Origin of the sequence: Streptacidiphilus sp. PB12-B1b (genome assembly GCF_014084125.1) — a bacterium.
In the GTDB taxonomy this organism is placed as follows: domain Bacteria; phylum Actinomycetota; class Actinomycetes; order Streptomycetales; family Streptomycetaceae; genus Streptacidiphilus.
On record NZ_CP048405.1, the window covers coordinates 2137068 to 2161517 of the forward strand.

The 24450-nt window shown below is 71.5% G+C and carries 14 protein-coding genes, 1 tRNA gene and 1 pseudogene; 8 read left to right on the plus strand and 8 right to left on the minus strand.

Annotated elements, in window-relative coordinates; translation table 11 throughout:
- Positions 1–46: 46 nt before the first annotated feature.
- The 3 genes from GXW83_RS09700 to GXW83_RS09710 form a co-directional block, all read right to left on the minus strand.
- Positions 47–1690, minus strand: coding sequence for an APC family permease (locus tag GXW83_RS09700; RefSeq protein WP_182442670.1), 1644 nt, complete (start codon positions 1688–1690; stop codon positions 47–49).
- A 483-nt stretch (positions 1691–2173) separates the two neighbouring features.
- On the minus strand, positions 2174–3826 hold the full coding sequence (locus GXW83_RS09705) for an APC family permease (RefSeq protein WP_182442671.1): 1653 nt from the start codon (positions 3824–3826) through the stop codon (positions 2174–2176).
- A gap of 527 nt (positions 3827–4353) precedes the next feature.
- Positions 4354–4437: transfer RNA gene (locus GXW83_RS09710), tRNA-Leu, on the minus strand.
- A 92-nt stretch (positions 4438–4529) separates the two neighbouring features.
- On the opposite strand from GXW83_RS09710, the gene GXW83_RS09715 reads away from it, so the two are divergent.
- A complete protein-coding gene (locus GXW83_RS09715; protein ID WP_182442672.1) occupies positions 4530–5207 on the plus strand; it encodes an ANTAR domain-containing response regulator in 678 nt (225 codons plus the stop codon).
- Positions 5208–5273: 66 nt separating this feature from the next.
- On the opposite strand, the gene GXW83_RS09720 is transcribed toward GXW83_RS09715, so the two are convergent.
- Entirely contained in the window at positions 5274–5738 is a 465-nt protein-coding gene (locus GXW83_RS09720) for a PaaI family thioesterase (protein WP_182442673.1), read from the minus strand.
- Between the two features lie 174 nt (positions 5739–5912).
- On the opposite strand from GXW83_RS09720, the gene polA reads away from it, so the two are divergent.
- Complete coding sequence (polA, locus tag GXW83_RS09725; RefSeq protein ID WP_182442674.1) at positions 5913–8651, plus strand: DNA polymerase I; 2739 nt, start codon at positions 5913–5915, stop codon at positions 8649–8651.
- 18 nt (positions 8652–8669) lie between these two features.
- Here polA and GXW83_RS09730 read toward each other — a convergent pair whose 3' ends face one another.
- On the minus strand, positions 8670–9512 hold the full coding sequence (locus GXW83_RS09730; protein WP_182442675.1) for a class I SAM-dependent methyltransferase: 843 nt from the start codon (positions 9510–9512) through the stop codon (positions 8670–8672).
- 389 nt (positions 9513–9901) lie between these two features.
- Here GXW83_RS09730 and rpsA point away from each other — a divergent pair, with 389 nt between their 5' ends.
- From rpsA to coaE, 3 genes are all read left to right on the plus strand, one after another.
- Positions 9902–11422: a 30S ribosomal protein S1 gene (rpsA, locus tag GXW83_RS09735; RefSeq protein ID WP_182442676.1), complete on the plus strand. Its 1521-nt coding sequence runs from the start codon at positions 9902–9904 to the stop codon at positions 11420–11422.
- Between the two features lie 220 nt (positions 11423–11642).
- Positions 11643–13895 (plus strand): MMPL family transporter, encoded by a 2253-nt coding sequence (locus GXW83_RS09740; RefSeq protein WP_182442677.1) that lies wholly within the window; start codon positions 11643–11645, stop codon positions 13893–13895.
- A gap of 22 nt (positions 13896–13917) precedes the next feature.
- Positions 13918–14517 (plus strand): dephospho-CoA kinase, encoded by a 600-nt coding sequence (gene coaE, locus GXW83_RS09745; RefSeq protein ID WP_182442678.1) that lies wholly within the window; start codon positions 13918–13920, stop codon positions 14515–14517.
- A gap of 35 nt (positions 14518–14552) precedes the next feature.
- Here coaE and treZ read toward each other — a convergent pair whose 3' ends face one another.
- The 3 genes from treZ to glgX form a co-directional block, all read right to left on the minus strand.
- Positions 14553–16337, minus strand: coding sequence for a malto-oligosyltrehalose trehalohydrolase (gene treZ / locus GXW83_RS09750; RefSeq protein WP_182442679.1), 1785 nt, complete (start codon positions 16335–16337; stop codon positions 14553–14555).
- Positions 16338–16431: 94 nt separating this feature from the next.
- A complete protein-coding gene (gene treY, locus GXW83_RS09755; RefSeq protein ID WP_182442680.1) occupies positions 16432–18756 on the minus strand; it encodes a malto-oligosyltrehalose synthase in 2325 nt (774 codons plus the stop codon).
- A gap of 32 nt (positions 18757–18788) precedes the next feature.
- The gene (gene glgX / locus GXW83_RS09760) at positions 18789–21017 is read right to left on the minus strand and encodes a glycogen debranching protein GlgX (protein ID WP_182442681.1); all 2229 of its coding nucleotides are present in this window, start codon (positions 21015–21017) and stop codon (positions 18789–18791) included.
- A 339-nt stretch (positions 21018–21356) separates the two neighbouring features.
- Between glgX and GXW83_RS09765 the strand changes: the two genes are divergently transcribed.
- The 3 genes and pseudogenes from GXW83_RS09765 (at position 21357) to GXW83_RS09775 (ending at position 23866) form a co-directional block, all read left to right on the plus strand.
- Positions 21357–22607 (plus strand): SAV2148 family HEPN domain-containing protein, encoded by a 1251-nt coding sequence (locus GXW83_RS09765; RefSeq protein ID WP_370466623.1) that lies wholly within the window; start codon positions 21357–21359, stop codon positions 22605–22607.
- Between the two features lie 120 nt (positions 22608–22727).
- Positions 22728–23033 (plus strand): annotated as a pseudogene (locus GXW83_RS09770) (exonuclease domain-containing protein); the annotation flags it as partial.
- Positions 23034–23152: 119 nt separating this feature from the next.
- Positions 23153–23866, plus strand: coding sequence for a 3'-5' exonuclease (locus GXW83_RS09775; RefSeq protein WP_182442684.1), 714 nt, complete (start codon positions 23153–23155; stop codon positions 23864–23866).
- Positions 23867–24450: the final 584 nt, after the last annotated feature.

Sequence of the window (24450 nt, forward strand, 5' to 3'; positions counted from 1 at the left end):
ACCGGTAGGCACACCGGTCGGGCTCAGCCGTCTGAGCATCGGGAGGTCAGTGGCCCGACTCCTCGATGACGACGACCTCGTCGATCATGGCCTGGATGCGCTCGGTCGGCAGTGCGACCGCCATCGCCCAGTAGTAGATGGCGAGGCTGAACACGGCGACGACGCCCATGTCCCAGCCGAAGTGGAGGACCGGGGACGTCCTCGGCCCGAAGCTGCCCAGGTAGGTGATCAGGCCGATGCCGAGCAGGTAGGGCAGGAGCCACTGCGCGGCCTTGAAGTCGAGCTGCGGCTTGATCGGGTTCAGCTTGAACACCTGCGTGATGGCGAGCAGCACGTAGCCGATCAGGATCGCGATGCCCAGCTTGTAGACGGTGGTCCAGCCCGACCACATGATGATCAGGTTGGCGAGGATGAAGGCGATCGGTGCGACCACCGTGCCAAAGCGCAGGGTGTAGGCCCGCGAGTGCTCCGGCAGCCGGTTGCGGAACGCGCCGAAGGCGAGCGGAGCGCCGGCGTACATCAGCACGCTCGCGGAGGTGATCAGGTTGACCAGCTGCTGCCAGCTCGGGAACGGGAGGAAGAAGATACATCCGGCGACGAAGGCCATGATCATGCCGAACCACGGCACGCCCCGGCGGTCAGTGCGCTCGAACACCTCGGGGAAGTAGCCGTTGCGGCTGAGGCCGTAGGACACGCGGGAGGTCGAGGTCGAGTAGATCAGCGCGGTGCCACCGGGGGAGATGACCGCGTCGGCGTAGAGGATGAAGGCGAGCCAGCCGATGCCGACCAGGGTGGCCAGACCGGCCATCGGGGCAGCGTCGTTGGCGTAGCTCAGGTTCGCCCAGCCCTTGACGAAGGTGGCAGCGGGCAGAGCCGCGATGTAGACGACCTGGACCAGGATGTAGATCGCGGCGCCGATCAGGATGGACAGGATGGTCGCCCGCGGAATGTCACGCTTCGGGTTAGACGACTCACCGGCGAGCTGGATCGCCTGCTCGAAGCCGAGCAGCGAGAACACGATGCCGCTGCCGGGGATCGCCAGCAGGACGGACTTGAAGCCGAAGGGCATGAAGCCGCCGCCGGCGGTGAAGTTGCCGCCGTGGAAGTTACTGATCGCCAGCACGAGGATGGCAAGCAGCGGCGCACCCACCTTCCACCAGGTCGCCACAGTGTTGACGCGCGCCAGCATCCGGATGCCGAGGAAGTTGATGGAGACAAAGATCGCCATCAGTACGACGGCTATCACGATGCCGAGCCCGGTCAGGACGTTGGTGCCGCCCTTGACGTGCATCCAACTGTCAGCCCAGTGCCAGTGCTGCGCGTACTGGATCATGGCTTCGACCTCGACCGGAGCCACCGAGGCTGCCTGCAGCCAGGAGAACCAGCCGAATGAGGCGCCCGCTGCACCGCCGAAGGAGTAGTGCGGGAACCGGGCGGTACCACCCGAGATCGGGAACATCCCGCCGAGTTCGGCGTGGACCAGCGCGAGGATGATGATGATGACCGCGGCTATGCCCCAGGAGATCAGGGCGGCAGGACCGGCCGTGATCAGGGCATTCTTCGCGCCGAAGAGCCATCCGGAGCCGATGATCGAGCCTTCGGACGCCCAGAGCAGCCCAATCAGGCCGACCTCTCGCCGAAGATTGCGGCCAGATGCGGTGGGCGGGGACAGCTGGTCTGCAGTAGCCATGCTGAGTTGACCTCTCGAATGTGTGGTCAGGAGGTTGAGAGTTGCCCCAGGCTAGGGGCAGTTAGTCTCCATGCATAGACGTCGATGCTGAATGGATACATTTCCCCGGGCGTTTTTCGTCCCCGTAACACAGACAAATCTCAGGACGGGCGCCCGGCGCAGGTCAGTGCCCATCTAGGTGGCCTCGTAGACGCCTTGGCGGACAAGCCTGGCAGCCCGATCGATCCCATTCTGTGACTTGAGGAATCTCTGAGCTTTCGATTGTTTTGGTCCCGGTATTGACGTACGGGCATTCCAGGGGCTATCTGGTCGCAATGTTCGGGGCGGGCGTTCGGCTATGCCTTCGGGGCTGTACGAACGCGTGCCACCGCCCTGCATGGTCATGCGCTGCGCGGAATGATCACCAAGTACACGACCGAGCCCGGCCGGTGGCTTGCGCCGCCGACCGGGCTCGGTCGTCTACCGGGTGCTGCTGACGTCGTGTCAGTGGCCGCCCGCGTCCACGACCTCGACGTCGGCGATGTTCCGCTCGATCGCCTCCGGGCCCAGGCCGACCGACAGGGCCCAGTAGTAGACGGCCAGCGAGAACACCGCGATCACGCCGATGTCCCACCACAGCGGCAGGTTGTCGCGGGCCCCGCAGCCGGCCGTCTCGCAGAAGCTGCCCTGCCAGGAGATGACGCCCATGCCGACCAGGTACACCGGCAGCCACTGCGCGGAGCGCCAGTTCATCTCCGGGGCGTTGGGCAGCCCCTTGGAGTTGGCGTACCAGGCGTAGGAGCCCAGCAGCGCGTAGCCGAGGACGATGGCGATGCCCAGCCGCCACAGGGTGTCCCAGCCGGCCCAGTAGATGATCAGGCTGGCGACGACGAAGGACAGCGGCGAGATGATCTGCCCGGCGGGCAGCCGGTACGGGCGCTCGCGGTCGGGCAGCTTGGTGCGCAGCACGCCGTAGGCGAGCGGGGCGCCGGCGTACATCAGCACGCTGGCCGAGGTGATGAAGGAGACCAGCTGCTGCCAGCTGGGGAACGGCAGGAAGCACAGCACGCCGGTGACGAAGGACATGATCAGGCCGAACCACGGCACGCCGCGCCGGTCGGTCTGCTCGAACAGCTGCGGGGCGTAGCCGTTGCGGCTCAGGCCGTAGGAGATGCGCGAGGTGGAGGTGGTGTAGATCAGGCCGGTGCCGGCCGGCGAGATGATGGCGTCCGCGTAGAGGATCCAGGCCAGCCAGCCCAGGCTGACGATGGTGGCCAGGCCGGCGAAGGGACCGCTGATGCCCGCGTAGTTGAGGTTGCCCCAGCCGTGCGCGAAGGCCGAGCGGGGCATCGCGGCGATGTACACCACCTGCAGGGCGATGTAGATGGCGGAGCCCAGGGTGACCGAGCCGAGGACGGCGCGGGGGATGTCCCGCCTGGGGTTGCGGCTCTCGCCGGACAGCTGGATCGCCTGCTCGAAGCCGAGCAGGGCGAAGATGATGCCGCTGGTGCTGATCGCGGTCAGGATGCCCTTGGCGCCGAACGGGGCGAAGCCCTGGGAGGTGAAGTTGGTCCCGTGGAAGTGCGTGATCGCCAGCACGAAGATGGTGAGCAGCGGGATGGCGATCTTCCACCAGGTCGCCGCGCTGTTGGTGCGGGCGAGCAGCCGCACCCCGAGGAAGTTGATGGCGACGAAGACGGCCATCAGGATCACGGCGACGATGAAGCCGGAGGCGGTCAGGGTGCCGTCGGCGTTCTGGAAGCCGTCCGCCCAGGACCAGTGCTTGGCGTAGCCGATCATGGCCTCGACCTCGATCGGCGCCACCGTCGCCGCCTGCAGCCAGGAGAACCAGCCGAAGGACATCCCGGCCAGGCCGCCGTAGGTGTAGTGCGGGTAGCGCGCGGTGCCGCCGGCCACCGGGAACATGCCGCCCAGCTCCGCGTGGACCAGTGCCAGCAGGATGATCGCCACCGCTCCGATGCACCACGAGATGAGCGCCGAGGGCCCGGCGACCACGACGGCCTTCTGCGCGCCGAAGAGCCAGCCCGAGCCGATGATCGAGCCGACGGACGCCCACATCAGTCCGATGAGGCCGATCTCCCGCCGGAGATTATGGCCGGGCAGGGCCGATGGGGACAGCTGGTCAGTGGATGACATGATGGGCGCCTCTCGAATTCATGGCAGATCGCTGAGAGTTGCATGGAATGAGATGCAGATTACTCGCGCGCGGTGATTCTGACGATGAATAGATGCGTTCGAATGGGCGCGTTCACACCCGCTTGGCGGTAGCGGGGGGTGGCCGGGCGGGGGCGCGTCGGCGCACGTCAGCGCCGGTGCAACGGGGGTGACGGCCGGTCAGGTCGGCGGTTTGGGGCAGGCCCGGGCGCGGGGCGGGGGCGGGCGCCGATTCGGGCTCGGAGAAATAGTGATCGAATGATGGTCGGATCAATATCGGCCGAATGGGTCGGCCGGGCCCGGCCGTGTTTGCCCGGAATACGGGCGCGTGTCATTCGTACGGGTGATTGACGGGCGCGACCGGTCGCGGCCGGACGGCGGCCGTGGGAGAGTGCGCGGGAAGGCGCGCGGGGAGGGCGCGCAGGGGTCGCGGAAGGGAGCGGCCCTGAAAACAGCGGCCAGCGGGCCGCGAGAGCGGCGATGACCTTGGAAACCAAGGGAGAACTGGGTGCCGGGTGCGGGACTTGAACCCGCACGCCCTTTCAGGCAATCGCTTTTGAGGCGATCATGTCTGCCGATTCCATCAACCCGGCCGGATGTGCTTGGTCAGAGTACCGTGTCGGGGCCGATTCGTGCAGCTGGGTAGGCTCGTGCGAGCAACTGCCGCGTCCACACGAGGAGCACCGTGACCGCCGCCCACGACGAGCAGCCCGAGCAGCCCCAGCAGCCCGAGCAGCATGTTCCGCCGACGACGACCCGCGTCGTCATCGCCGAGGACGAGGCGCTGATCCGCCTGGACCTCAAGGAGATGCTGGAGGAGGAGGGCTACACCGTCGTCGGCGAGGCCGGGGACGGCGCCGAGGCCGTGAAGCTCGCCACCGAGCTCCGCCCCGACCTGGTCATCCTCGACGTGAAGATGCCGATCCTGGACGGCCTCTCCGCCGCCGAGCAGATCCACGAGGCGCACATCGCGCCGACCCTGATGCTGACCGCCTTCTCCCAGCGCGAGCTGGTGGACCGGGCCCGGGACGCCGGGGCGATGGCCTACATCGTCAAGCCGTTCAACAAGAGCGACCTGGTGCCGGCCATCGAGATGGCGGTCTCCCGCTACAGCGAGATCCGCGCGCTGGAGGCGGAGATCGCCGACCTGAGCCTGCGGCTGGACACCCGCAAGCTGGTCGACCGCGCCAAGAGCGTGCTGCAGACCAAGTTCGGGCTGACCGAGCCCGCCGCGTTCCGCTGGATCCAGAAGACCTCGATGGACCGCCGGATGACCATGAAGGCGGTCGCCGAGGCGGTCATCGAGGAGGGCGCCGCGCAGGACGCCAAGAAGAAGGCGGCCGGGGGCGACTCCTCGAACTGATGTGCCGATGGTGGTGCGGGCGGGGCCCGGGGCGCACCCGCGCCCGCCCGCACCGGCCGGGTGCGCTCAGGTGTCGCGCAGCATGCAGGTCAGCCGGCAGCTGGTGATCCGGCGGCCCTGGTCGTCGGTGATCGCCACCTCGAAGGTGGCCGCGGTGCGGCCCCGGAACACGGCCGTGGCCACTCCGGTGACCAGTCCCGAGGTGGCCGAGCGGTGGTGGGTCGCGTTCAGGTCCACGCCCACGGCGTAGCGGCCCGGACCGGCGTGCAGCATCGCGCCGATCGACCCCAGCGTCTCCGCCAGCGCGGCCGAGGCGCCGCCGTGCAGCAGCCCGTACGGCTGCTGGTTGCCGTCGACCGGCATGGTGCCGACCACGCGCTCCGGGGACGCCTCGATGATCCGGATGCCGAGCCGGTCGCCCAGCTCGCCGCCGGAGAAGGTGGCGGGTTGGACGCCCAGCTTGGCGAAGCGGTCGATGACGTCCTGGGGCACGTTCAGTTTGATGCCGGGTTCGGGCTGCTGCTCGGACATGCTGCTCCTGTGCGTCGGAGTCCCAGCCGCTGAGGGCTGATCTTCCTGTGATCGTACGGCCCGGCCCGGGGCGGGCCGGTGTCAGGGAGCCGGGCTGTCGGTGCGGGGCCCTAGGATTTTGTCCGGTAGCAGCGCAGGGCGCTGTGTGTTCAGGCGGCGGAAGCGGTGGCGGTTATGGCGGGTAGTACGGGCACGAGCAAGCAGGGGCGGCGCCGGCTGCTGCTCCTGGACGGCCATTCCATGGCCTACCGGGCGTTCTACGCGTTCCCTGCCGAGAACTTCGCCACCTCCACCGGCCAGCCGACCAATGCCGTCTACGGCTTCGCGTCGATGCTCGCCAACATCCTGCGGGACGAGGCGCCGACCCACTTCGCGGTGGCCTTCGACGTCTCCCGGAAGACCTTCCGGGCCGGGATCTACCCGGAGTACAAGGCCACCCGCTCCGCCTCGCCGGAGGAGTTCCGCGGCCAGGTCGAGCTGGTCGGCGAGCTGCTGGACGCCATGCGCGTGCCGCACCTGCGCCTGGCCGAGTACGAGGCCGACGACATCATTGCGACCCTGGCCACCCGCGCCCGGGCCGAGGGCTTCGAGGTGCTGATCCTCACCGGCGACCGGGACGCCCTGCAGCTGGTCAGCCCCGAGGTCACGGTGCTGTACCCGACCAAGGGCGTCTCCGAGATGACCCGCTACACGCCGGAGAAGGTGTTCGAGAAGTACGGCGTCACGCCCGAGCAGTACCCGGACCTGGCGGCGCTGCGCGGCGACCCCTCCGACAACCTGCCCGGCATCCCCGGCGTGGGCGAGAAGACCGCGGCCAAGTGGATCGGCCAGTACGGCTCCTTCCACGAGCTGGTCGAGCACGCCGACGAGGTCAAGGGCAAGATCGGCGAGAAGCTGCGGGCCGGCCTGGACGCGGTGAAGCTCAACCGCGAGCTGACCGAGCTGGTCCGCGACGTCGAACTCCCGCTCGGCCTGGACGACCTGGACCGCCGCCCCTACGACCGGGACGCCACCCTGGTGCTGCTGGAGGCCCTGGAGTTCCGCAACCAGGCGCTGCGCGACCGGCTGTTCGCGGCCGACCCGGGCGCGGGCGGCTCCGAGGAGGCCGCCCCCGCCGCCGGTCCGGGCGTGGAGGTCGACGGCGAACTGCTGACCGACGACGGCGCGCTGGCCGGCTGGCTGGCCGAGCACGCCGCCGGGCCCGGTCGGATCGGCCTGATGGCGGACTACAGCTGGGCCCGCGGCGAGGGCCAGGTGACCGCGTTCGCGCTGGCCGCCGAGGGCGGCCCGGCGGCCTGGGCCGACCCCTCCGCCCTGGCCGAGGCGGACGAGCGGGCCTTCGCCGCCTGGCTGGCCGACCCCGAGCGGCCCAAGGCGCTGCACATCGCCAAGCAGGTGCAGCGGGCCTTCGCCGAGCACGGCTGGCAGATCGAGGGCGTGGCCGTCGACAGCGCCCTGGCCGCCTACCTGGAGAAGCCCGGCCGCCGCACCTTCGGCCTGGACGTCCTGGCCGAGGAGTACCTCGGGCGGCAGCTCGACCCGGCCGGCTCCGGCGACGGCGGCCAACTGGCCTTCGGCGACGACGCCGAGGACGAGGCGGTGGCCGCCGCACAGGCGCTGATGGTGCGCGCCAGGACGGTGCTCGACCTGTCCGACGTGTTCGAGGAGCGGCTGGCCAAGGACGGCGGGCTGGAGCTGATGCGGGACCTGGAGCTGCCGATCTCGGCGCTGCTGGCCCGGATGGAGCGGGCCGGGATCGCGGCCGACCTGGAGTGGCTGACCCAGCTGGAGGTGCAGTTCGGCGCCGCCGTGCAGCAGGCGGTCAAGGAGGCCCACACCGCGGTCGGCCACGAGTTCAACCTGGGCTCGCCCAAGCAGCTCCAGGAGATCCTCTTCGTCGAGCTGGGCCTGCCCAGGACCAAGAAGATCAAGACCGGCTTCACCACCGACGCGGACGCGCTGGCGTGGCTGGCCGCGCAGACCACGCACGAGCTGCCGGTGATCCTGCTGCGCCACCGCGACCAGACCCGGCTGCGGTCCACCGTCGAGGGCCTGATCAAGACGGTCGCGGCGGACGGCCGGATCCACACCACCTTCAACCAGATGGTGGCGGCGACCGGCCGGCTCTCGTCCACCGACCCCAACCTGCAGAACATCCCGGTCCGCACCGAGGAGGGCCGGATGATCCGCCGCGCCTTCGTCGTCGGCGCGGGCTTCGACGCCCTGCTCACCGCCGACTACAGCCAGATCGAGCTGCGGATCATGGCCCATCTCTCCGGCGACGAGGCGCTGTTGGCGGCCTTCGCCAGCGGCGAGGACCTGCACACCACCGTCGGCGCGCAGGTGTTCGGCGTGGAGCGCCCCCAGGTCGACGCGGAGATGCGGCGCAAGATCAAGGCCATGTCGTACGGACTGGCGTACGGGCTCTCGGCGTTCGGCCTGTCGCAGCAGCTGGGCATCGAGGCGGGCGAGGCCCGGCGGCTGATGGACACCTACTTCGAGCGCTTCGGCGGGGTGCGGGACTACCTGCGCCGGGTCGTGGACGAGGCCAGGAACACCGGCTACACCGAGACCGTCCTCGGCCGCCGCCGCTACCTGCCGGATCTGACCAGCGACAACCGGCAGCGCCGGGAGATGGCCGAGCGGATGGCGCTGAACGCGCCGATCCAGGGCTCGGCCGCGGACATCGTCAAGATCGCCATGCTGAAGGTGCAGGCGGCGCTGACCGCCGAGGGCCTGGCCTCGCGGATGCTGCTCCAGGTCCACGACGAAGTGGTGCTGGAGCTGGCGCCGGGGGAGCGGGAGCGGGTCGAGGTGCTGGTCCGCCGGGAGATGGCGGACGCCTATCCGCTGCGCGCCCCGCTGGACGTGTCGGTGGGTGTCGGCGCGGACTGGGAGAGCGCGGCCCACTGAGCCGCGCCCCCCGGGGGATCAGTCCCGGGCACAGACGAAGATCGCCGTGCCCGGGAGGTGCCGCCCGCGCAGCGGGCTCCAGCCGCCCCACTCCTGGGTGAGCCCCGGCGGCCACTCCGGCTCGACCAGGTCGAGCAGGCGGAAGCCGGCCGCCGTCAGCTCCCGCACCCGGTCGCCCAGGGTGCGGTGGTGCTCGACGTACACGGCCCGGCCGTGCTCGTCCTCCTCCACATAGGGGGTGCGGTCGAAGTAGGAGGAGACCGCCGTCAGCCCCTCCGGGCCGGGCTCGTCCGGAAAGGCCCAGCGGACCGGGTGGGTCACCGAGAACACCCAGCGCCCGCCCGGGCGCAGCACCCGGTGCACCTCGCGCATCAGCCGCGCGGTGTCGGCGGCGAAGGGCACCGCGCCGTAGGCGGAGCAGGCGAGGTCGAACGCGCCGTCGGCGAAGGGCAGGACGGTGGCGTCGGCCTGCACCAGCGGCACCGGCACCAGTCCCAGGTGCTGGTCGATCCGCAGCGCGTGCTGCAGCTGCCGGTGGGAGAGGTCGAGCGCGACCGGGCGGGCCCCGCGCGCGGCCAGCCAGCGCGAGCACTGGGCGGCCCCGGCGCCGATCTCCAGCACCCGGCGTCCGCGCAGGTCGGCCGGGTCGCCGAGGAGCCGGGCGTCGGCCTCGTCCAGGCCCTCGGGGCACCAGGTGAACCGGGCGTCGCCGAGGAATCCGCCGTGCTCGTCCTGGTACTCGTCGGCGTTGCGGTCCCACCAACTGCGGTTGGCCCGGCTGCTCTCGGCGGTGTCCGCCTGGCGTCGCACGGCCTCGGTGTCGTCGTCGTCAGCGTCGGTGGCTGCGGTGTGCTCAGTCATCTCGCGGGTAGCGTAACCTTAGGCGAGTAGCGTCGGGTGCCGCCGTCGAGGTGGGTGCTCGCATGCTGTCGGGAGCGGGTGCAGGGCCCTTTCCGACCGGTTCGCGCCGGTCTGCGGTGACCCTCCCCAACCTGCGGCATCCAGCATTGACCGTGCATGGCTGTCCCCGTATGCTACAAGTTGCGCTGCGGGCCTGCGCGCCTCGGACGGAGCAGGTCGCGCTCGCATCTGTTGAAGACCCCACAGTCATTGCCCGGGGTATCGGCTGCCAGGAGACCTGACAGTGGCGATACACCGGTTCTGTCCTGTCTGGTCCTTGGTGGAGCGATAACGGGTCCCCGGCGTAGTAGTACCTACGACTTCATGTCCGTACCGGAGCCCTTTTCCTAATGACGACCAGCAGCATCGAGGCCCGCACCACCCCGCAGGTGGCGGTCAACGACATCGGCGACGCAGACGCTTTCCTTGCGGCGATCGACGAGACCATCAAGTACTTCAACGATGGCGACATCGTCGACGGCATCATCGTGAAGGTCGACCGTGACGAGGTCCTCCTCGACATCGGTTACAAGACCGAGGGCGTCATTCCGTCCCGTGAGCTGTCCATCAAGCACGACGTCGACCCGCATGACGTGGTCAAGGTCGGCGACAGCATCGAGGCCCTTGTTCTCCAGAAGGAGGACAAGGAGGGTCGTCTCATCCTGTCCAAGAAGCGCGCCCAGTACGAGCGCGCCTGGGGCACGATCGAGAAGATCAAGGAAGAGGACGGCATCGTCACCGGTACCGTCATCGAGGTCGTCAAGGGTGGTCTCATCCTCGACATCGGCCTCCGCGGCTTCCTGCCGGCCTCGCTGGTCGAGATGCGCCGTGTCCGCGACCTCCAGCCCTACGTGGGCAAGGAGCTCGAGGCCAAGATCATCGAGCTGGACAAGAACCGCAACAACGTGGTCCTGTCCCGCCGTGCCTGGCTGGAGCAGACCCAGAGCGAGGTCCGCCAGACCTTCCTCACCACCCTGCAGAAGGGCCAGGTGCGCTCCGGCGTCGTCTCCTCCATCGTCAACTTCGGTGCCTTCGTGGACCTGGGCGGCGTCGACGGCCTGGTGCACGTCTCCGAGCTGTCCTGGAAGCACATCGACCACCCGTCCGAGGTCGTCGAGGTCGGCCAGGAGGTCACCGTCGAGGTCCTCGACGTGGACATGGACCGCGAGCGCGTCTCCCTGTCGCTGAAGGCGACCCAGGAGGACCCGTGGCAGCAGTTCGCCCGGACCCACCAGATCGGCCAGGTCGTCCCCGGCAAGGTCACCAAGCTGGTTCCGTTCGGTGCGTTCGTGCGCGTCGACGAGGGCATCGAGGGCCTGGTCCACATCTCCGAGCTGGCCGAGCGCCACGTCGAGATCCCGGAGCAGGTCGTCCAGGTCGGCGACGAGATCTTCGTCAAGGTCATCGACATCGACCTGGAGCGCCGCCGCATCAGCCTCTCGCTGAAGCAGGCCAACGAGTCGCTCGGTGCGGACCCGGCCTCGGTCGAGTTCGACCCGACCCTCTACGGCATGGCCGCCTCGTACGACGACGCGGGCAACTACATCTACCCGGAGGGCTTCGACCCCGAGGCGAACGACTGGCTGCCCGGCTTCGAGAAGCAGCGTGAGGAGTGGGAGCGCCAGTACGCCGAGGCGCAGGCCCGCTTCGAGCAGCACCAGGCCCAGGTCATCAAGAGCCGTGAGGCCGACGCCGAGGCTGCGGCCGCCGGCGAGGGTGCGGCTCCCGAGGCCGGCGCCGCCGCTGCCGGTGGCGCGGGTGCGCTCTCCGGTGGCTCGTACTCCTCGAGCAGCGACGAGACCTCGGGCGCCCTGGCGACCGACGAGGCCCTCGCCGCGCTGCGCGAGAAGCTCGCGGGCGGCCAGAGCTGAGCGCTTGCCGCTGAGCGTCTGGACGGGCTGTAACTGAGAGGACCCCCACCCGGGGTGACCGGGTGGGGGTCCTTTTCGTCTGCCGGGACGGGGCTCCTGTGAGCAGGCTTTTGTTCAGCGGAGACCGTATGACATAGCCCATAGATCACTAAACTTCCCATTCTGCGGTAATCGGGCAAAGTTGATTTCAGTCCCGTTTCCGGCTGCAAGGTAACGCCCCATGACTGCACCCTCCACCCGTTGCGGCGGCCCGTTCGCCGCCGTGGGGCGATTCAGTTTCCGGCACCGGCGCTGGGTGCTCGGCGCGTGGACGCTGCTGCTGGTGGCCGGACTGGTCTTCGGCACCCGGGTGTTCGACACCGCCGCGCCCACGCCCAAGGCGGCCGGCTCGGAGTCGGCCACCGGCTCGGCGCTGCTGGCCGCCGCCGACCCGACCTCCGGCGGCATCACCGCGCTGGTGCAGGGCAGGCCGGTGGACGACCCGGAGGTGCGGGCGGCGGTCACCGCCGCCGCAGCCGACCTGGGCCGGATTCCCGGCGTCGGCACGGTCACCGACGCCTACAGCGCCTCCGGCGCCGCCGCACTGCGGTCCGCCGACGGCCGGGCCGGGCTGATCCAGGTGGATCTGACCAGCAGCGGCACCGGCACCCTGGACGCGGCCTCGCAGCGGCTGAAGGAGATCGCCGCCGACGCCCCCGGCGCCACCGTGCAGTTGGGCGGCGAGCAGGTGCTCACCCAGCAGGTGCAGCAGCAGACCGAGAAGGACACCGAGCGCGGCGAGTTCATCACGCTGCCGGTGACGCTGCTGGTGATGGTGCTGATCTTCGGCGGCTTCGTGGCCGCCGGGCTGCCGCTGATCGGGGCGATCGCCTCCATCGGCGGGGCGTTCCTGGCGCTGCTGGGCTTCACCCGGATCATGCCGATCGACACCAGCGTGCTGCCGATCGCCACGGTGCTGGGCCTCGGCCTGTCCATCGACTACGCACTCCTGATGGTGAACCGCTTCCGCGAGGAGCGCAGCCACGGCGCGGACATGGCCGCCGCGGTCGAGCGCACCAGCGCCACCGCCGGGCGGACCATCGCCTTCTCGGCGCTCACCGTGGCCGCCGCGCTGTCCGGGCTGTTCGTCTTCGTCAGCCCGATCTTCCGGGCGGTGGGCGCGGCCGGGGTGAGCGTGGTGGTGATCACCGTGCTGTCCGGGCTGACCCTGGTCCCGGCCCTGCTGGGCTTCGCCGGCGGGAAGATCAAGGCGCCGCTGCGGCCGGAGAAGGACGACGGGGTGTTCGCCCGGACGGTCCGGCGGGTGCAGCGCCGGCCGCTGCCGGTGGCGCTGGGCGTCGCCGGGGTGCTGCTGGCCATGGCCGCGCCGTTCGCCTTCGCCCACCCGCAGAACGCCGACGCGGACGTCCTGCCCACCTCGTTCAGCAGCCGGGCCGTGGCCGACGCCCTGGACAGCCGCTTCCCGGCGCTGCAGCAGTCGCCGATCACCGTGGCCGTCCAGGGCGACCGGGCCCAGGCCGAGGCGTACGCGGCGCACATCCGCGAGCTGCCGGGCGTCTCCGCGGTCTCCACCGCCGCGCCCACCGGGCGGCTGGTGGCCGTCGGGGTGGACGTCCGGGGCGGCGGCGAGGGCGCGACCGCGCAGCAGGTGGTGCGGGAGCTGCGCGCCGACCGGGACGGGCTGACCACCTATGTGACCGGGGACGCCGCCACCGTTGTCGACTTCAAGCACGAGGTGGCGTCCCGGGGGCCGTGGGCGCTGGGGCTGGTGGCGGCGGCGACCTTCCTGCTGCTGTTCCTGATGACCGGCTCGGTGGTGGTGCCGCTGAAGGCGCTGGCGATGAACATGCTGTCGCTGGGGGCCTCGCTCGGGGTGCTGACGCTGGTGTTCCAGGACGGTTGGCTCAGCAGCCTGCTGGGCTTCTCGCCGACCGGCGGCCTGGAGGCGTGGATCCCGGTGCTGGTGTTCGCCTTCGCGTTCGGGCTGTCGATGGACTACGAGGTGTTCCTGCTCTCCCGGATCAAGGAGCTGCACGAGCAGGGGCACCCCTGTCGCCGGGCGGTGGAGCTGGGGGTGCAGCGCAGCGGTCGGATCATCACCTCGGCCGGGCTGCTGATGGTCATCGTCTTCGCGGGCTTCTCCACCGGCGACATGCTGGACATCAAGGAGATCGGCCTGGCCCTGGCGGTCGCGGTGCTGGTGGACGCGACGCTGGTGCGGATGCTGCTGGTGCCCGCCACCATGACCCTCTTCGGCAACCGCAACTGGTGGGCCCCCGGCTGGCTGAGGCGGCTGCACGCCCGGGTGGGCCTGCACGACAACCAGACGCTGCCGCCGCTGGAGGTCGTCCCGCCGCTGCCCGCCCCGCGCGAACCCGAGTCCGCAGCCGCACCTGCCCTGACCGGGCCTGCCGTGACCCCGCCTGCCGTGATCCAGCCCGCCGTGGCCCGGCCCGCCTTGGCCGACGCCTGAGCGGCGCGGCTATGCTGCGCCCATGCTGAAGGTCGGACTCACAGGTGGCATCGGGGCGGGCAAGAGCGAGGTCTCGCGGCTGCTCGGCTCGTACGGCGCGGTCGTCGTGGACTCGGATCTGATCGCCCGCGAGGTGGTCGCCCCCGGGACGCCCGGGCTGGCGGCGGTGGTGGCCGAGTTCGGCCCGGAGGTGCTGCTGCCGGACGGCGCGCTGGACCGCCCGAAGCTGGGCGGCATCGTCTTCGCCGACCCGGCCCGGCTGGCGGCGCTGAACGCCATCGTCCACCCGCTGGTGCGGGAGCGCTCGGCGCTGCTGGAGGCCCAGGCGGGCCCGGCGGACGTGGTGCTGCACGATGTGCCGCTGCTGGCCGAGAACGGCCTGGCCCCGCTGTTCGACCTGGTCGTGGTGGTGGACGCGGCCGACGCGACCCGGGTGGACCGGCTGGTGCGGCTGCGGGGCATGGCCGAGGGGGAGGCGCGGGCCCGGCTGGCCGCGCAGGCCTCCCGCGAGCAGCGGCTGGCCGTGGCCGATGTGGTGCTGGACAACGAGGGCCCGCTCGAGCGGCTGGAGCCGCAGGTGCGGGCCCTGTGGCAGCAGCTGCGGGAGCGCGCCGCGGGCTGACCGGCGGTCGGCCGGTGACCGGCCCGGGCCGCCGGTCAGGCCGGGGCTGCGGTGAGGAGCACGGCGGCTGAGCCAGGGGGCAGGGTGAGCTGCTCGCCGGAGGCGGTGGGCTGGGCGCCGAACGCGGCCAGGGTGGACCGGTGCGGCGCGCCCAGCGGGACGGTGCGCTCGGCGTCGGCCAGGTTGACCGCCGTCCGGTAGCGGCCCCGGTGCAGCACCAGCCAGCGCTGGTCCTCGTCGTAGTCGACGCCGACCTCGGCCAGCTGCGGGTCGGCCAGCGCGGGGTGTGCCCGGCGCAGCGCCAGCAGCGTGCGGTACCAGTCGAGCAGCGCCGCGTGCGGTGGGCGCCCGGGCTCCGCCCAGTCGAGCTTGGACGCCAGGAAGGTCTCCCGCGCCTGCGGGTCGGGGACGTCCTCGGGGGCCCAGCCGTGGTCGGCGAACTCGCCGCGCCGGCCCTCGCGCACCGCCCGGGCCAGCTCCGGGTCCTGATGGTCGGTGAAGTACTGCCAGGGGGTGCGCGCGCCCCACTCCTCGCCCATGAACAGCATCGGGGTGAACGGCGAGGTCAGCACCAGCGCCGCCCCGGCGGCCAGCGGCCCGGGCCCGAGCGCGGCCGAGATCCGGTCGCCGGTGGCGCGGTTGCCGACCTGGTCGTGGGTCTGCAGGTAGCCGAGCAGCCGATGGCCGGGGGTGCGCCGGGGGTCGAGCGGACGGCCGTGGCTGCGCTCGCGGAACGAGGACCAGGTGCCGTCGTGGAACCAGCCCCGAGTGAGGGTCTTGGCCAGGCCGTGCAGCGGGCGGACGGCGAAGTCGGCGTAGTAGCCCTGGGCCTCGCCGGTGAGCGCGGCGTGCAGGCAGTGGTGGAAGTCGTCGCTCCACTGGGCGGCCAGCCCCAGGCCGCCCTCCGCGCGCGGGGTGGTCAGCCGGGGGTCGTTCAGGTCGGACTCGCCGATCAGCGGCAGCGTCCGGCCGGTGGCGGCGGCCAACCCGTCCACGGCGGCGGCCAGCTCCTCCAGGAAGTGCAGGGCCCGGGTGTCCACCAGGGCGTGGACGGCGTCCAGCCGCAGCCCGTCCAGCCGGTAGTCGCGCAGCCAGGCCAGGGCGCTGCCGATCAGGTAGGCCCGGACCTCGTCCGAGCCCGGCGCGTCCAGGTTCACCGCCGCGCCCCAGGGGGTGTGGTGGCGTTCGGTGAAGTAGGGGCCGAAGCGCGGCAGGTAGTTGCCGGAGGGGCCGAGGTGGTTGTGCACGACGTCGAGCAGCACCCGCAGGCCGTGCCGGTGCGCGGCGTCGACGAAGCGCTTGAGCCCGTCCGGGCCGCCGTAGGGCTCGTGCACGGCCCACAGCGACACCCCGTCGTAGCCCCAGCCGTGCTCGCCGGGGAAGGGGCAGACCGGCATCAGCTCGACCGTGTCCACGCCGAGGTCGACCAGGTGGCCCAGGCGGGCGGCGGCGGCGTCGAAGGTGCCCTCGGGGGTGAAGGTGCCGACGTGCAGCTCGTAGACGGCCCCGCCGAGCGGCGGCCGGCCCACGGGCGCGGGCGCGGTCCAGGTGAAGGCGTCGTGGTCGACCAGCTGCGAGGGGCCGTCCGGGCCCTGCGGCTGGCGCGGCGAGCGCGGGTCGGGCAGCAGCGCCGGATCGTCGTCCAGCCGGAAGCCGTAGCGGCTGCCGCCCGGGTCGGCCGGGGCGTCGGCCAGCCACCAGCCGGGCCGGTCCGGGTCGCGCCGCATGGCGTGCCGGGCGCCGTCCACGTCGAGTTCGACGCGGTCGCGCGCCGCGGGGGCCCACAGCTCGAATCGGCGGACGGGGTGACGGGGGGTCATCGGGGCTCCCTGCCGTACGGGTCGGGGGTGCGGGTGGACGCGGGTACGTGCGGGCGGGCGTGCGGACGGTACGGCCGCTCAGGCGTGCGGCTGCTCAGGCGTGCGGCCGGTCGCGGACCAGCAGCGCGACCGGCAGGTCGGCCAGCAGCTCGGACAGTGCGGCGCTGCCGGTGAGCCCCGCCCGGCCGGTGAGGGCGTCGGTCCAGCTGCCCTCGGGCAGCTCCAGCGTGCGCTCCTGCCAGCCGCCGCGCTGCTCCAGCCGGTGCGGCAGCCGGGTGGCCACCGCCACGACGTCCTCGCCGCGCGCGTACGCGACCAGGTGCTCGTCGGCGGGCAGCGGGGTGTAGCCGTCGAACGGCAGGGCCCGCCGCAGGCCCAGGGCGACCCTGGTCAGGTGCAGCTTCTCGGCGGCCAGGGTGCCCGGCGCGGGGGTGGCGCCGAAGCGCACGATCCGCCGGTTGTCCGGGTCCACCAGGGTGTGCAGCGGGAACTCGCTACCCTGGTAGAGGTCGGGGACGCCGGGCATGGTGAGGTGCAGCAGCGTCCCGGAGAGCGTGTTGACGCGTTCGCAGGGCGCGAGGCGCTCGACCAGGGCGCTGATCCTGGCGGCGAGCGCCGGGGTGGCCGGGACGGCCCGGGCCGCGCGCTCCACGGCCTGCTCATAGTCGGTGTCCGGCTCGGTCCAGGTGGTGCGCAGCTTGGCCTCGCGGACCGACTTCAGCACCGCGGCGGCCAGCCGGTCGCCGTCCACCGGCCAGGCGGCCAGCGCGGTCTGCCACAGCAGGTAGCCGGTGTGCGGGTCAAGCGCCGGTGCGCCGTCCGGCGCGGTGGCGGCGGCCAGCGCGGTCCAGTCGGCCAGCTCGGCCCGCCACAGCTCGGGCACCTCGGCCAGCACCGCCAGCCGGGCCCGGGCGTCGGCACTGCGCTTGGTGTCGTGGGTGGACAGCACGGTCATGGTGGCCGGCCACTGCTGCTGCATCCGGGCGCAGTAGGCGTGGAAGCCCGCCGGGTCAAGGCCGGGCCGGGCCGGGTCGCCGCCGACCTCGTTCAGCGACAGCAGCGGGTAGCGCCGGTAGAAGGCGGTGTCCTCCACGCCCTTGGCGGCCACCGCGGAGGCGGTCTGGGCCAGCCGGACCCGGAACTCGTCCTGCGCCGGGCCGCGCCCCCGGCGGCCCAGGGCCAGCTCCAGCACCTCGGGGGAGGCCGCCGCCGAGGCCAGCCGCTTGGCGTCCTCGGGGCGGTCGGGCTCGCCGGGCACCGGGTAGGGGCGGTACACCGGGTACGCGGCCAGGGTGGCGGCGATGTCGGCGCGCGGGAGCGGCGTCGGGGTGTCGGCGGCCACCCGGTCCAGCCGGTTGACCTCGGCGGCCAGCTCGCCCTGCGGGCCGACCATGTCGCTGCGGCCCTGCCGGGCGCTGGCGTCCGCACCGGGGTCGTCCTCGCCCAGGTGGTCGGCGTAGACGCGGGCCACCGCCTGCGCCCCGGCCCGGTCGGTGAGCACGGCGTCGACGCGGCGCAGCGCGTCGTAGCCGGTGGTCCCGGCGCAGGCCCAGTCCTCGGGCAGCTCCTCGTCGCCGGTGAGGATCTTCTCCACCACCACGTAGCCGCCGCCGGTCGCCTCGGCCAGCCGGCGCAGGTAGCCGCGCGGGTCGGCCAGGCCGTCCGGGTGGTCCACCCGGAAGCCCTGGAGGACGCCCTCGGCGTACAGCCGCAGCAGCAGCCGGTGGGTGGCGGCGAACACCTCCTCGTCCTCGACCCGCACCCCGACCAGGTCGGCGACGGTGAAGAAGCGCCGGTAGTTCAGCTCGGTGCGGGCCTGCCGCCACCAGGCCAGCCGGTACCACTGCTGCTCCAGCAGCTCCGGCAGCGGCAGCGCCTCGGTGCCGGGGCGCAGCGGGAAGGCGTGGTCGAAGTAGCGCAGCACCGGGGCCGCGTCCGGCTGTCCCTCGGCCTCGACCCGCAGCTTCGGCAGCTCCTCCTCCAGCCGGCCGCCGAGGACGGGCAGCAGCACGCGGCCGTCCTGCGCCGCCCAGTCGATGTCGAACCAGCGGGCGTACGGCGACTGCGGCCCCTCGCGCAGCAGCTCCCACCAGGCGCGGTTGAGGTGGGCGGGCACCGGCGCGGCCATGTGGTTGGGCACGGTGTCCACGATCAGGCCCAGCCCGTGCGCCCGGGCGGTCGCGGCCAGGGCCCGCAGCCCCGGCTCGCCGCCGAGCTGCTCGCTGATCCGGCCGTGGTCGACCACGTCGTAGCCGTGGGTGGAGCCCGGCACGGCCTCCAGCACCGGCGACAGGTGCAGGTGGGACACGCCCAGCCGGGCCAGGTACGGCACGGCCGAGGCGGCCTCGGCGAAGCCGAAGCCGGGCTGGAGCTGCAGCCGGTAGGTGGCCGTCGGTGTGTTCTCGGGTGCGGCGGTCATGGGGTAAGCCCTACCCCGTGCCGCCGCCTCCGTCACGCCGGACGCTGCAGAACCATCATCGAGCGGTCCGTCAGGTGCAGTACGTCGCCCGCGCGGACCTTCGGGCCGGTGCCCGGGGCGATCGCCCACGGCTGGGCGGTGTCCACCACCATCTGCCACTCCTTGCCGTGGTTGACCGGGACGGTGAAGTCCAGCGGCTCCCAGCCCGCGTTGAACAGCAGCAGGAAGGAGTCGTCGGTGATCCGCTCGCCCCGGGTGTCCGGCTCGGAGATGGCGTAGCCGTTGAGGAAGACGATCAGCGACTTGGCGAACGAGGCCCGCCAGTCCTCCTCGGTCATCTCCTCGCCGCTGGCGGTGAACCAGGCGATGTCGGTGAGGTCGTCGTGGGTGCCGGAGACCGGGCGGCCGTGGAAGAAGCGCCGCCGCCGGAACACCGGGTGGTCGCGGCGCAGCCACACCATGTGCCGGGTGAACTCCAGCAGCTGCGCCACCGGGTCGTCGTCGTCCAGGGCCTGGGCGGTGGCCTGCGGTGCGCCCTGCGCGGCCACGTGCGAGGCGGCGTGCGCGGAGGTGTGCGCCGAGGCGTGCGGGGCGGAGGCGCTGTGCGAGGCGAAGGCGGGCCAGTGCAGCCAGGCGATCTCGTTGTCCTGGCAGTAGGCGTTGTTGTTGCCGCCCTGGGTGCGGCCGAACTCGTCCCCGTGGGAGAGCATGGGCACGCCCTGGGACAGCATCAGGGTGGCGATGAAGTTGCGCTGCTGGCGCGCCCGCAGCGCCAGCACGTGCGGATCGTCGGTCTCGCCCTCCACCCCGCAGTTCCAGGAGCGGTTGTGGCTCTCGCCGTCGCGGTTGTCCTCGCCGTTGGCCTCGTTGTGCTTGTCGTTGTACGAGACCAGGTCGCGCAGGGTGAAGCCGTCGTGGCAGGTGACGAAGTTGATGGAGGCGATCGGGCGGCGGCCGTCGTCCTGGTAGAGGTCGGAGGAGCCGGTCAGCCGGGAGCCGAACTCGGCCAGCGCCGCGTTCTCGCCGCGCCACAGGTCGCGGACGGTGTCCCGGTACTGGCCGTTCCACTCGGTCCACAGCGGCGGGAAGTTGCCGACCTGGTAGCCGCCCTCGCCGACGTCCCAGGGCTCGGCGATCAGCTTGGTCTGCGAGACCACCGGGTCCTGCTGGACCAGGTCGAAGAACGAGGACAACCGGTCCACCTCGTGGAACTGCCGGGCCAGGGTCGCCGCCAGGTCGAACCGGAAGCCGTCGACGTGCATCTCGGTGACCCAGTAGCGCAGCGAGTCCATGATCAGCTGGAGCACGTGCGGGCTGCGCATCAGCAGGCTGTTGCCGGTGCCGGTGGTGTCCTCGTAGTAGCGGCGGTCCTCGGCCAGCCGGTAGTACGCGGAGTTGTCCAGGCCGCGGAAGGCCAGCGTCGGGCCCAGGTGGTTGCCCTCGGCGGTGTGGTTGTAGACGACGTCCAGGATCACCTCGATCCCGGCCGCGTGCAGCGCCTTCACCATCGACTTGAACTCCTGCACCTGCTGGCCGCGGTCGCCGGTGGCGGAGTACGCGCCGTGCGGCGCGAAGAAGCCGATGGTGTTGTAGCCCCAGTAGTTGTTCAGGCCCAGGTCCACCAGCCGGTGGTCGTGGACGAACTGGTGCACCGGCATCAGCTCCAGCGCGGTGATCCCCAGCCTGGCCAGGTGCTCGATCACCGCCGGGTGCGCGATCCCGGCGTAGGTGCCCCGGATCTCCTCCGGGATCCCCGGGTGAAGGTACGTCAGGCCCTTGACCTGCGCCTCGTAGATCACCGTGTGGTGGTACTCGGTGCGCGGCGGCCGGTCGTTGCCCCAGTCGAAGAACGGGTTGATCACCACCGAGGCCATGGTGTGCGGGGCGGAGTCCAGGTCGTTGCGGCGGCCCGGCTCGTCGAAGTGGTAGCCGTAGACGGACTCGTCCCAGTCGACGCTGCCGCTTATCGCCTTGGCGTAGGGGTCGAGCAGCAGCTTCGCGGCATTGCAGCGGTCGCCGTTCTGCGGCTTGTACGGGCCGTGCACCCGGAAGCCGTAGCGCTGGCCGGGCTGGATGCCGGGCAGGTAGACGTGGCGGACGAAGGCGTCCTTCTCCCGCAGCTCGACGGACGTCTCGGAGCCGTCGTCGCCGAGCAGGCACAGCTCTATCCGCTCGGCCACCTCCGAGAAGACGGCGAAGTTGGTACCGGCGCCGTCGTAGGTGGCTCCCAAGGGGTACGGATGTCCCGGCCAGACCTGCATCGTCCTCCACCACTCCCGTCAGCTGCTCAACCATGCATATGCCCGGACCCGGGGTCGCCCATGTCCGTCTCCCGTCCACGGACGGCACCGCACGCCCCTGCATCGTCTCGCACACCGGGGGCGGCCCGGACGGATTCCGCGGCGAGTCGCCCGAACGGAACTCCGGTAGACGGACGGTGACGCTCCGCCACCCGGTGTCGAACTGCTGCGCTCAGCGTGGCAGCGAAGTACGCTTGATCGTCCCGAGTCACCCGGATGGCCTACCGGCTCCGTCCCGACAGGGTACGTTGTGGACGCGCCCCGCTCCGGCAGCAGCGGGTCAGACCGAGCACGCGAGGGATGGTGAGGTCCGGGATGGTCGTCCCCGACGGCGGTGCCGCAGGAGGCACGGCGCGGGGCGAGGCCCCCACGCTCGTCGCCCGCACCGGCCCCGGCCGGACGGCGCCGCACCAGCCGGGGCCGCTGGAACCCTCCCTCGCCTGGCCGCCCGCCGCCTGGGACGAGGCCCGGGTCCGGGTCCGCCGGGCCGGACGCGCCTACGTCTGGCTCAACCTGGTCGAGCAGCGGCTGCGCTCGGTCGTCGCCGAGGTGCTGCGCCCGGTCTACGAGCCGGTGCACGGCGAGGACTGGGTGATCGCCGCCGCCGGGCCCGCCGGGGAGGAGTGGGTCCAGCGCGCCGGGGCCGTCCGCGAGGTCAGCCGGCGCAAGGGCTACCTGCTCGACCCGGACGACGACAGCCTGGTGGTCTTCCTCACCCTGCCGCAGCTGCGCGAGCTGATGGTCCAGCACTGGCCCTGCTTCGAGCCCTTCCTGGCCGACCGGCGCGAGGTCGAACTGGCCCTGGACGAGCTGGAGGTGGCCCGGCACGTCGTCTCCCGCAACCGCGCCCTGTCGGAGAACGTCCTCGCCCAGGCCGAGCGCGCCGGGGCCCGGCTGCTGGCGCTGCTCGACGGCGGCACGGACGCCCCCGGCCTGCGCGCGCCGGTCGACGTGGTGGAGGAACTGGTCGGCGACCGCTACGCCGACGTCATAGGCGTGCACGCGGACCGGGTCCGGCTCCAGCGCGACCTGCCGGTCGAGGACCTGCTCGCGGGCGCCCGGCGGCTGGACGCGCTCGGCATCAGCCTCAACCTGCTCTGCCAGAATTTCACCGGGAGGCGGCTGGTCGGCCTGGCCGACGCCGGCTGCCGCATCCGGCTGCTCTTCCTCAACCCCGCCAGCAGCGCCGTCCGCCGCCGGGAGCGCGAACTGGGCATCGGCCGGGGCGAACTGGCGAAGTCGGTGGAGACCAACATCATGCACGTCCGCCGGGTCCGGGCCCGGCTGCGCGACGCCGGGGCGTTCGAGATCCGGGTCTACGACGAACTGCCGCGCTGCACCGCCTATCTGGTGGACGGTGACGGCCCGGACGGCCTCGGCGTGGTCCAGCCGTACCTGCGCCGGGCCCGGGGGATGGAGTCGCCCGCGCTGGTGGTGCGCGGCGGCACGCCCGGCCCGATCCTCTCCGGCCGGCCGCCCGAGCCGGGCCTGTTCCAGGTCTACCAGGAGGAGTTCGAGGGGGTCTGGTCCGACTCCCGGCCGGTGTCCTGAACGGTCGCCCCGCCCTCAGCCGCCCTCCGTCGGCCCCAGCTGCCGCCCCGGGGCCGCCCCCTGGGCTGTCAGTGGTGCAGGCGATGATGGTGCGGCAACAGGACGAGAGGACCGCACGACATGAGCTGGCTGAACGAAACCCTGGTCGGATTCGACCTGGAGACCACGGGGACCGACCCGGCCGAGTCCCGTATCGTCACCGCGGCGCTGGTGGAGGCCAAGGGCGGTGAGGTGGTCCGCGAGCGCGGCTGGCTCGCCGACCCCGGCGTGCCCATCCCCGAGGAGGCCGCCGCCATCCACGGCGTCTCCACCGCCCGCGCCGTCGCCGAGGGCAGGCCCGTCGTCGAGGTCGCCGACGAGGTCGCCGCGGCGCTCTGCTACCACTGGCGGGCGGGCGTGCCGGTGGTCGTCTTCAATGCGCCCTTTTATCCACGCACGCGGATGGCGTCTCATGTGTCTCGTGTAAAGAAGTGGGATGGAGGGTCCGACTGGTTGGATGCCGCCGGCCGAGGATCGGTTGCTGCGGTCCGACAGGGGGCCATGTGATGAGCTGGAGCGCTGGGCCTTTGGTGGCGTTCGACCTGGAAACCACGGGTACGGACATCGAGACCGATCGGATCGTCACCGCCGCCGTTGTTCGGCTGGACGAGTATGGATCGGTATCCGACGAGCGGACCTGGCTACTCAACCCCGGGGTAGCGATTCCTGAGCAGGCGTCGGCGATCCATGGCATCTCGACCGACCGGGCCCGCGAGCACGGGGCTGAGCCCGCTGGAGCGATCGAGGAGATCGCGGACGCTGTCGCCGAGGTTTTGAGGTCCGTAACACCCCTGGTCGTCATGAATGCTCGGTACGACCTGTCGCTGCTGGATCGGGAATGCCGGCGGTACGAGGTCAAGTCGGTCGGTGAGCGGCTTGGCACGTCGCCTTCGCCTGTGATCGACCCGTTGGTGCTGGACAAGCACGTGGACCGGTATCGGAAGGGCACGCGGGCCCTTCACGCCTTGTGTTCCCTCTATGGAGTTTCACTGAAAGAGGCGCACAACGCGACCGCAGATGCGGTGGCTGCGGCTCGCGTGGCGCGACGCTTGGGCGAGAAGTACCCCTCCGTCGGGCTGATCGCGTCGACAGACATACATGATCTTCAGGTGCGCGCCGCAGCCGAGCAGTCCGCGTCCTTGCAGGCGTACCTGCGGCGCACTGGGAAGCCCGAGGCAGTTGTCGAGCAGGCTTGGCCTGTTATTCCACGGCAGAGGTGACTGATCGCCTGGCTCCCTTCTTCGTCCGAGCCACAGATTTCTGAGTAGCGTGAAGCCATGGTCCATCTCAAGCAGCCGCGGTTGTCCGGCCTGGGGTAGAACCCCGCTGCCCCGGGGGACGTCTTGGTGCGTCTGGCCGCGCACGAGGCGGGTCGGCACGGGCTGGCCCTGCGCAAGGGGCAGCTGCTCGACCAGGTGGTCGAGGCCCTGCTGACGCACGGTGGTAGGGACTCGGCTGTCCTCATACACAGACCGCGGGTGTCGTCGGCGATGCGCCGCCGGATCGCCGAGCATCCCAACGCGGCCATCCGCGATGCCCACGCGGACCTTTGTCCGGACCATGGTGGAGCGGGGGCGACCATGGGCATCGAAGATCTCGCAGATGCTTACGACCTGACACCTGCCGAACTCGCAGGTGCTTCGGACCCGAAGCTGCGTGCGATGGTCGCCCAGGTGTGCTGGGACCGACCGATAGCCGTCCAACTCGCGCCGCTCTCCGATCCAGATCCCCGGGTATGGGCAGCGGCAACGCGTTCCGGGCACTCGGTCGTGCCGCCGGAGTACCACGAGCGCTGCCTTGCCGA

Excerpts from the sequence above, each read along its gene's own strand:
- GXW83_RS09700 (WP_182442670.1), bottom strand. The coding sequence starts at position 1,690 with ATGGCTACTGCAGACCAGCTGTCCCCGCCCACCGCATCTGGCCGCAAT.
- GXW83_RS09705 (WP_182442671.1), bottom strand. The coding sequence starts at position 3,826 with ATGTCATCCACTGACCAGCTGTCCCCATCGGCCCTGCCCGGCCATAAT.
- GXW83_RS09720 (WP_182442673.1), bottom strand. The coding sequence starts at position 5,738 with ATGTCCGAGCAGCAGCCCGAACCCGGCATCAAACTGAACGTGCCCCAG.
- polA (WP_182442674.1), top strand. The coding sequence starts at position 5,913 with ATGGCGGGTAGTACGGGCACGAGCAAGCAGGGGCGGCGCCGGCTGCTG.
- GXW83_RS09730 (WP_182442675.1), bottom strand. The coding sequence starts at position 9,512 with ATGACTGAGCACACCGCAGCCACCGACGCTGACGACGACGACACCGAG.
- rpsA (WP_182442676.1), top strand. The coding sequence starts at position 9,902 with ATGACGACCAGCAGCATCGAGGCCCGCACCACCCCGCAGGTGGCGGTC.
- GXW83_RS09740 (WP_182442677.1), top strand. The coding sequence starts at position 11,643 with ATGACTGCACCCTCCACCCGTTGCGGCGGCCCGTTCGCCGCCGTGGGG.
- coaE (WP_182442678.1), top strand. The coding sequence starts at position 13,918 with ATGCTGAAGGTCGGACTCACAGGTGGCATCGGGGCGGGCAAGAGCGAG.
- treZ (WP_182442679.1), bottom strand. The coding sequence starts at position 16,337 with ATGACCCCCCGTCACCCCGTCCGCCGATTCGAGCTGTGGGCCCCCGCG.
- treY (WP_182442680.1), bottom strand. The coding sequence starts at position 18,756 with ATGACCGCCGCACCCGAGAACACACCGACGGCCACCTACCGGCTGCAG.
- glgX (WP_182442681.1), bottom strand. The coding sequence starts at position 21,017 with ATGCAGGTCTGGCCGGGACATCCGTACCCCTTGGGAGCCACCTACGAC.
- GXW83_RS09765 (WP_370466623.1), top strand. The coding sequence starts at position 21,357 with ATGGTGAGGTCCGGGATGGTCGTCCCCGACGGCGGTGCCGCAGGAGGC.
- GXW83_RS09775 (WP_182442684.1), top strand. The coding sequence starts at position 23,153 with ATGAGCTGGAGCGCTGGGCCTTTGGTGGCGTTCGACCTGGAAACCACG.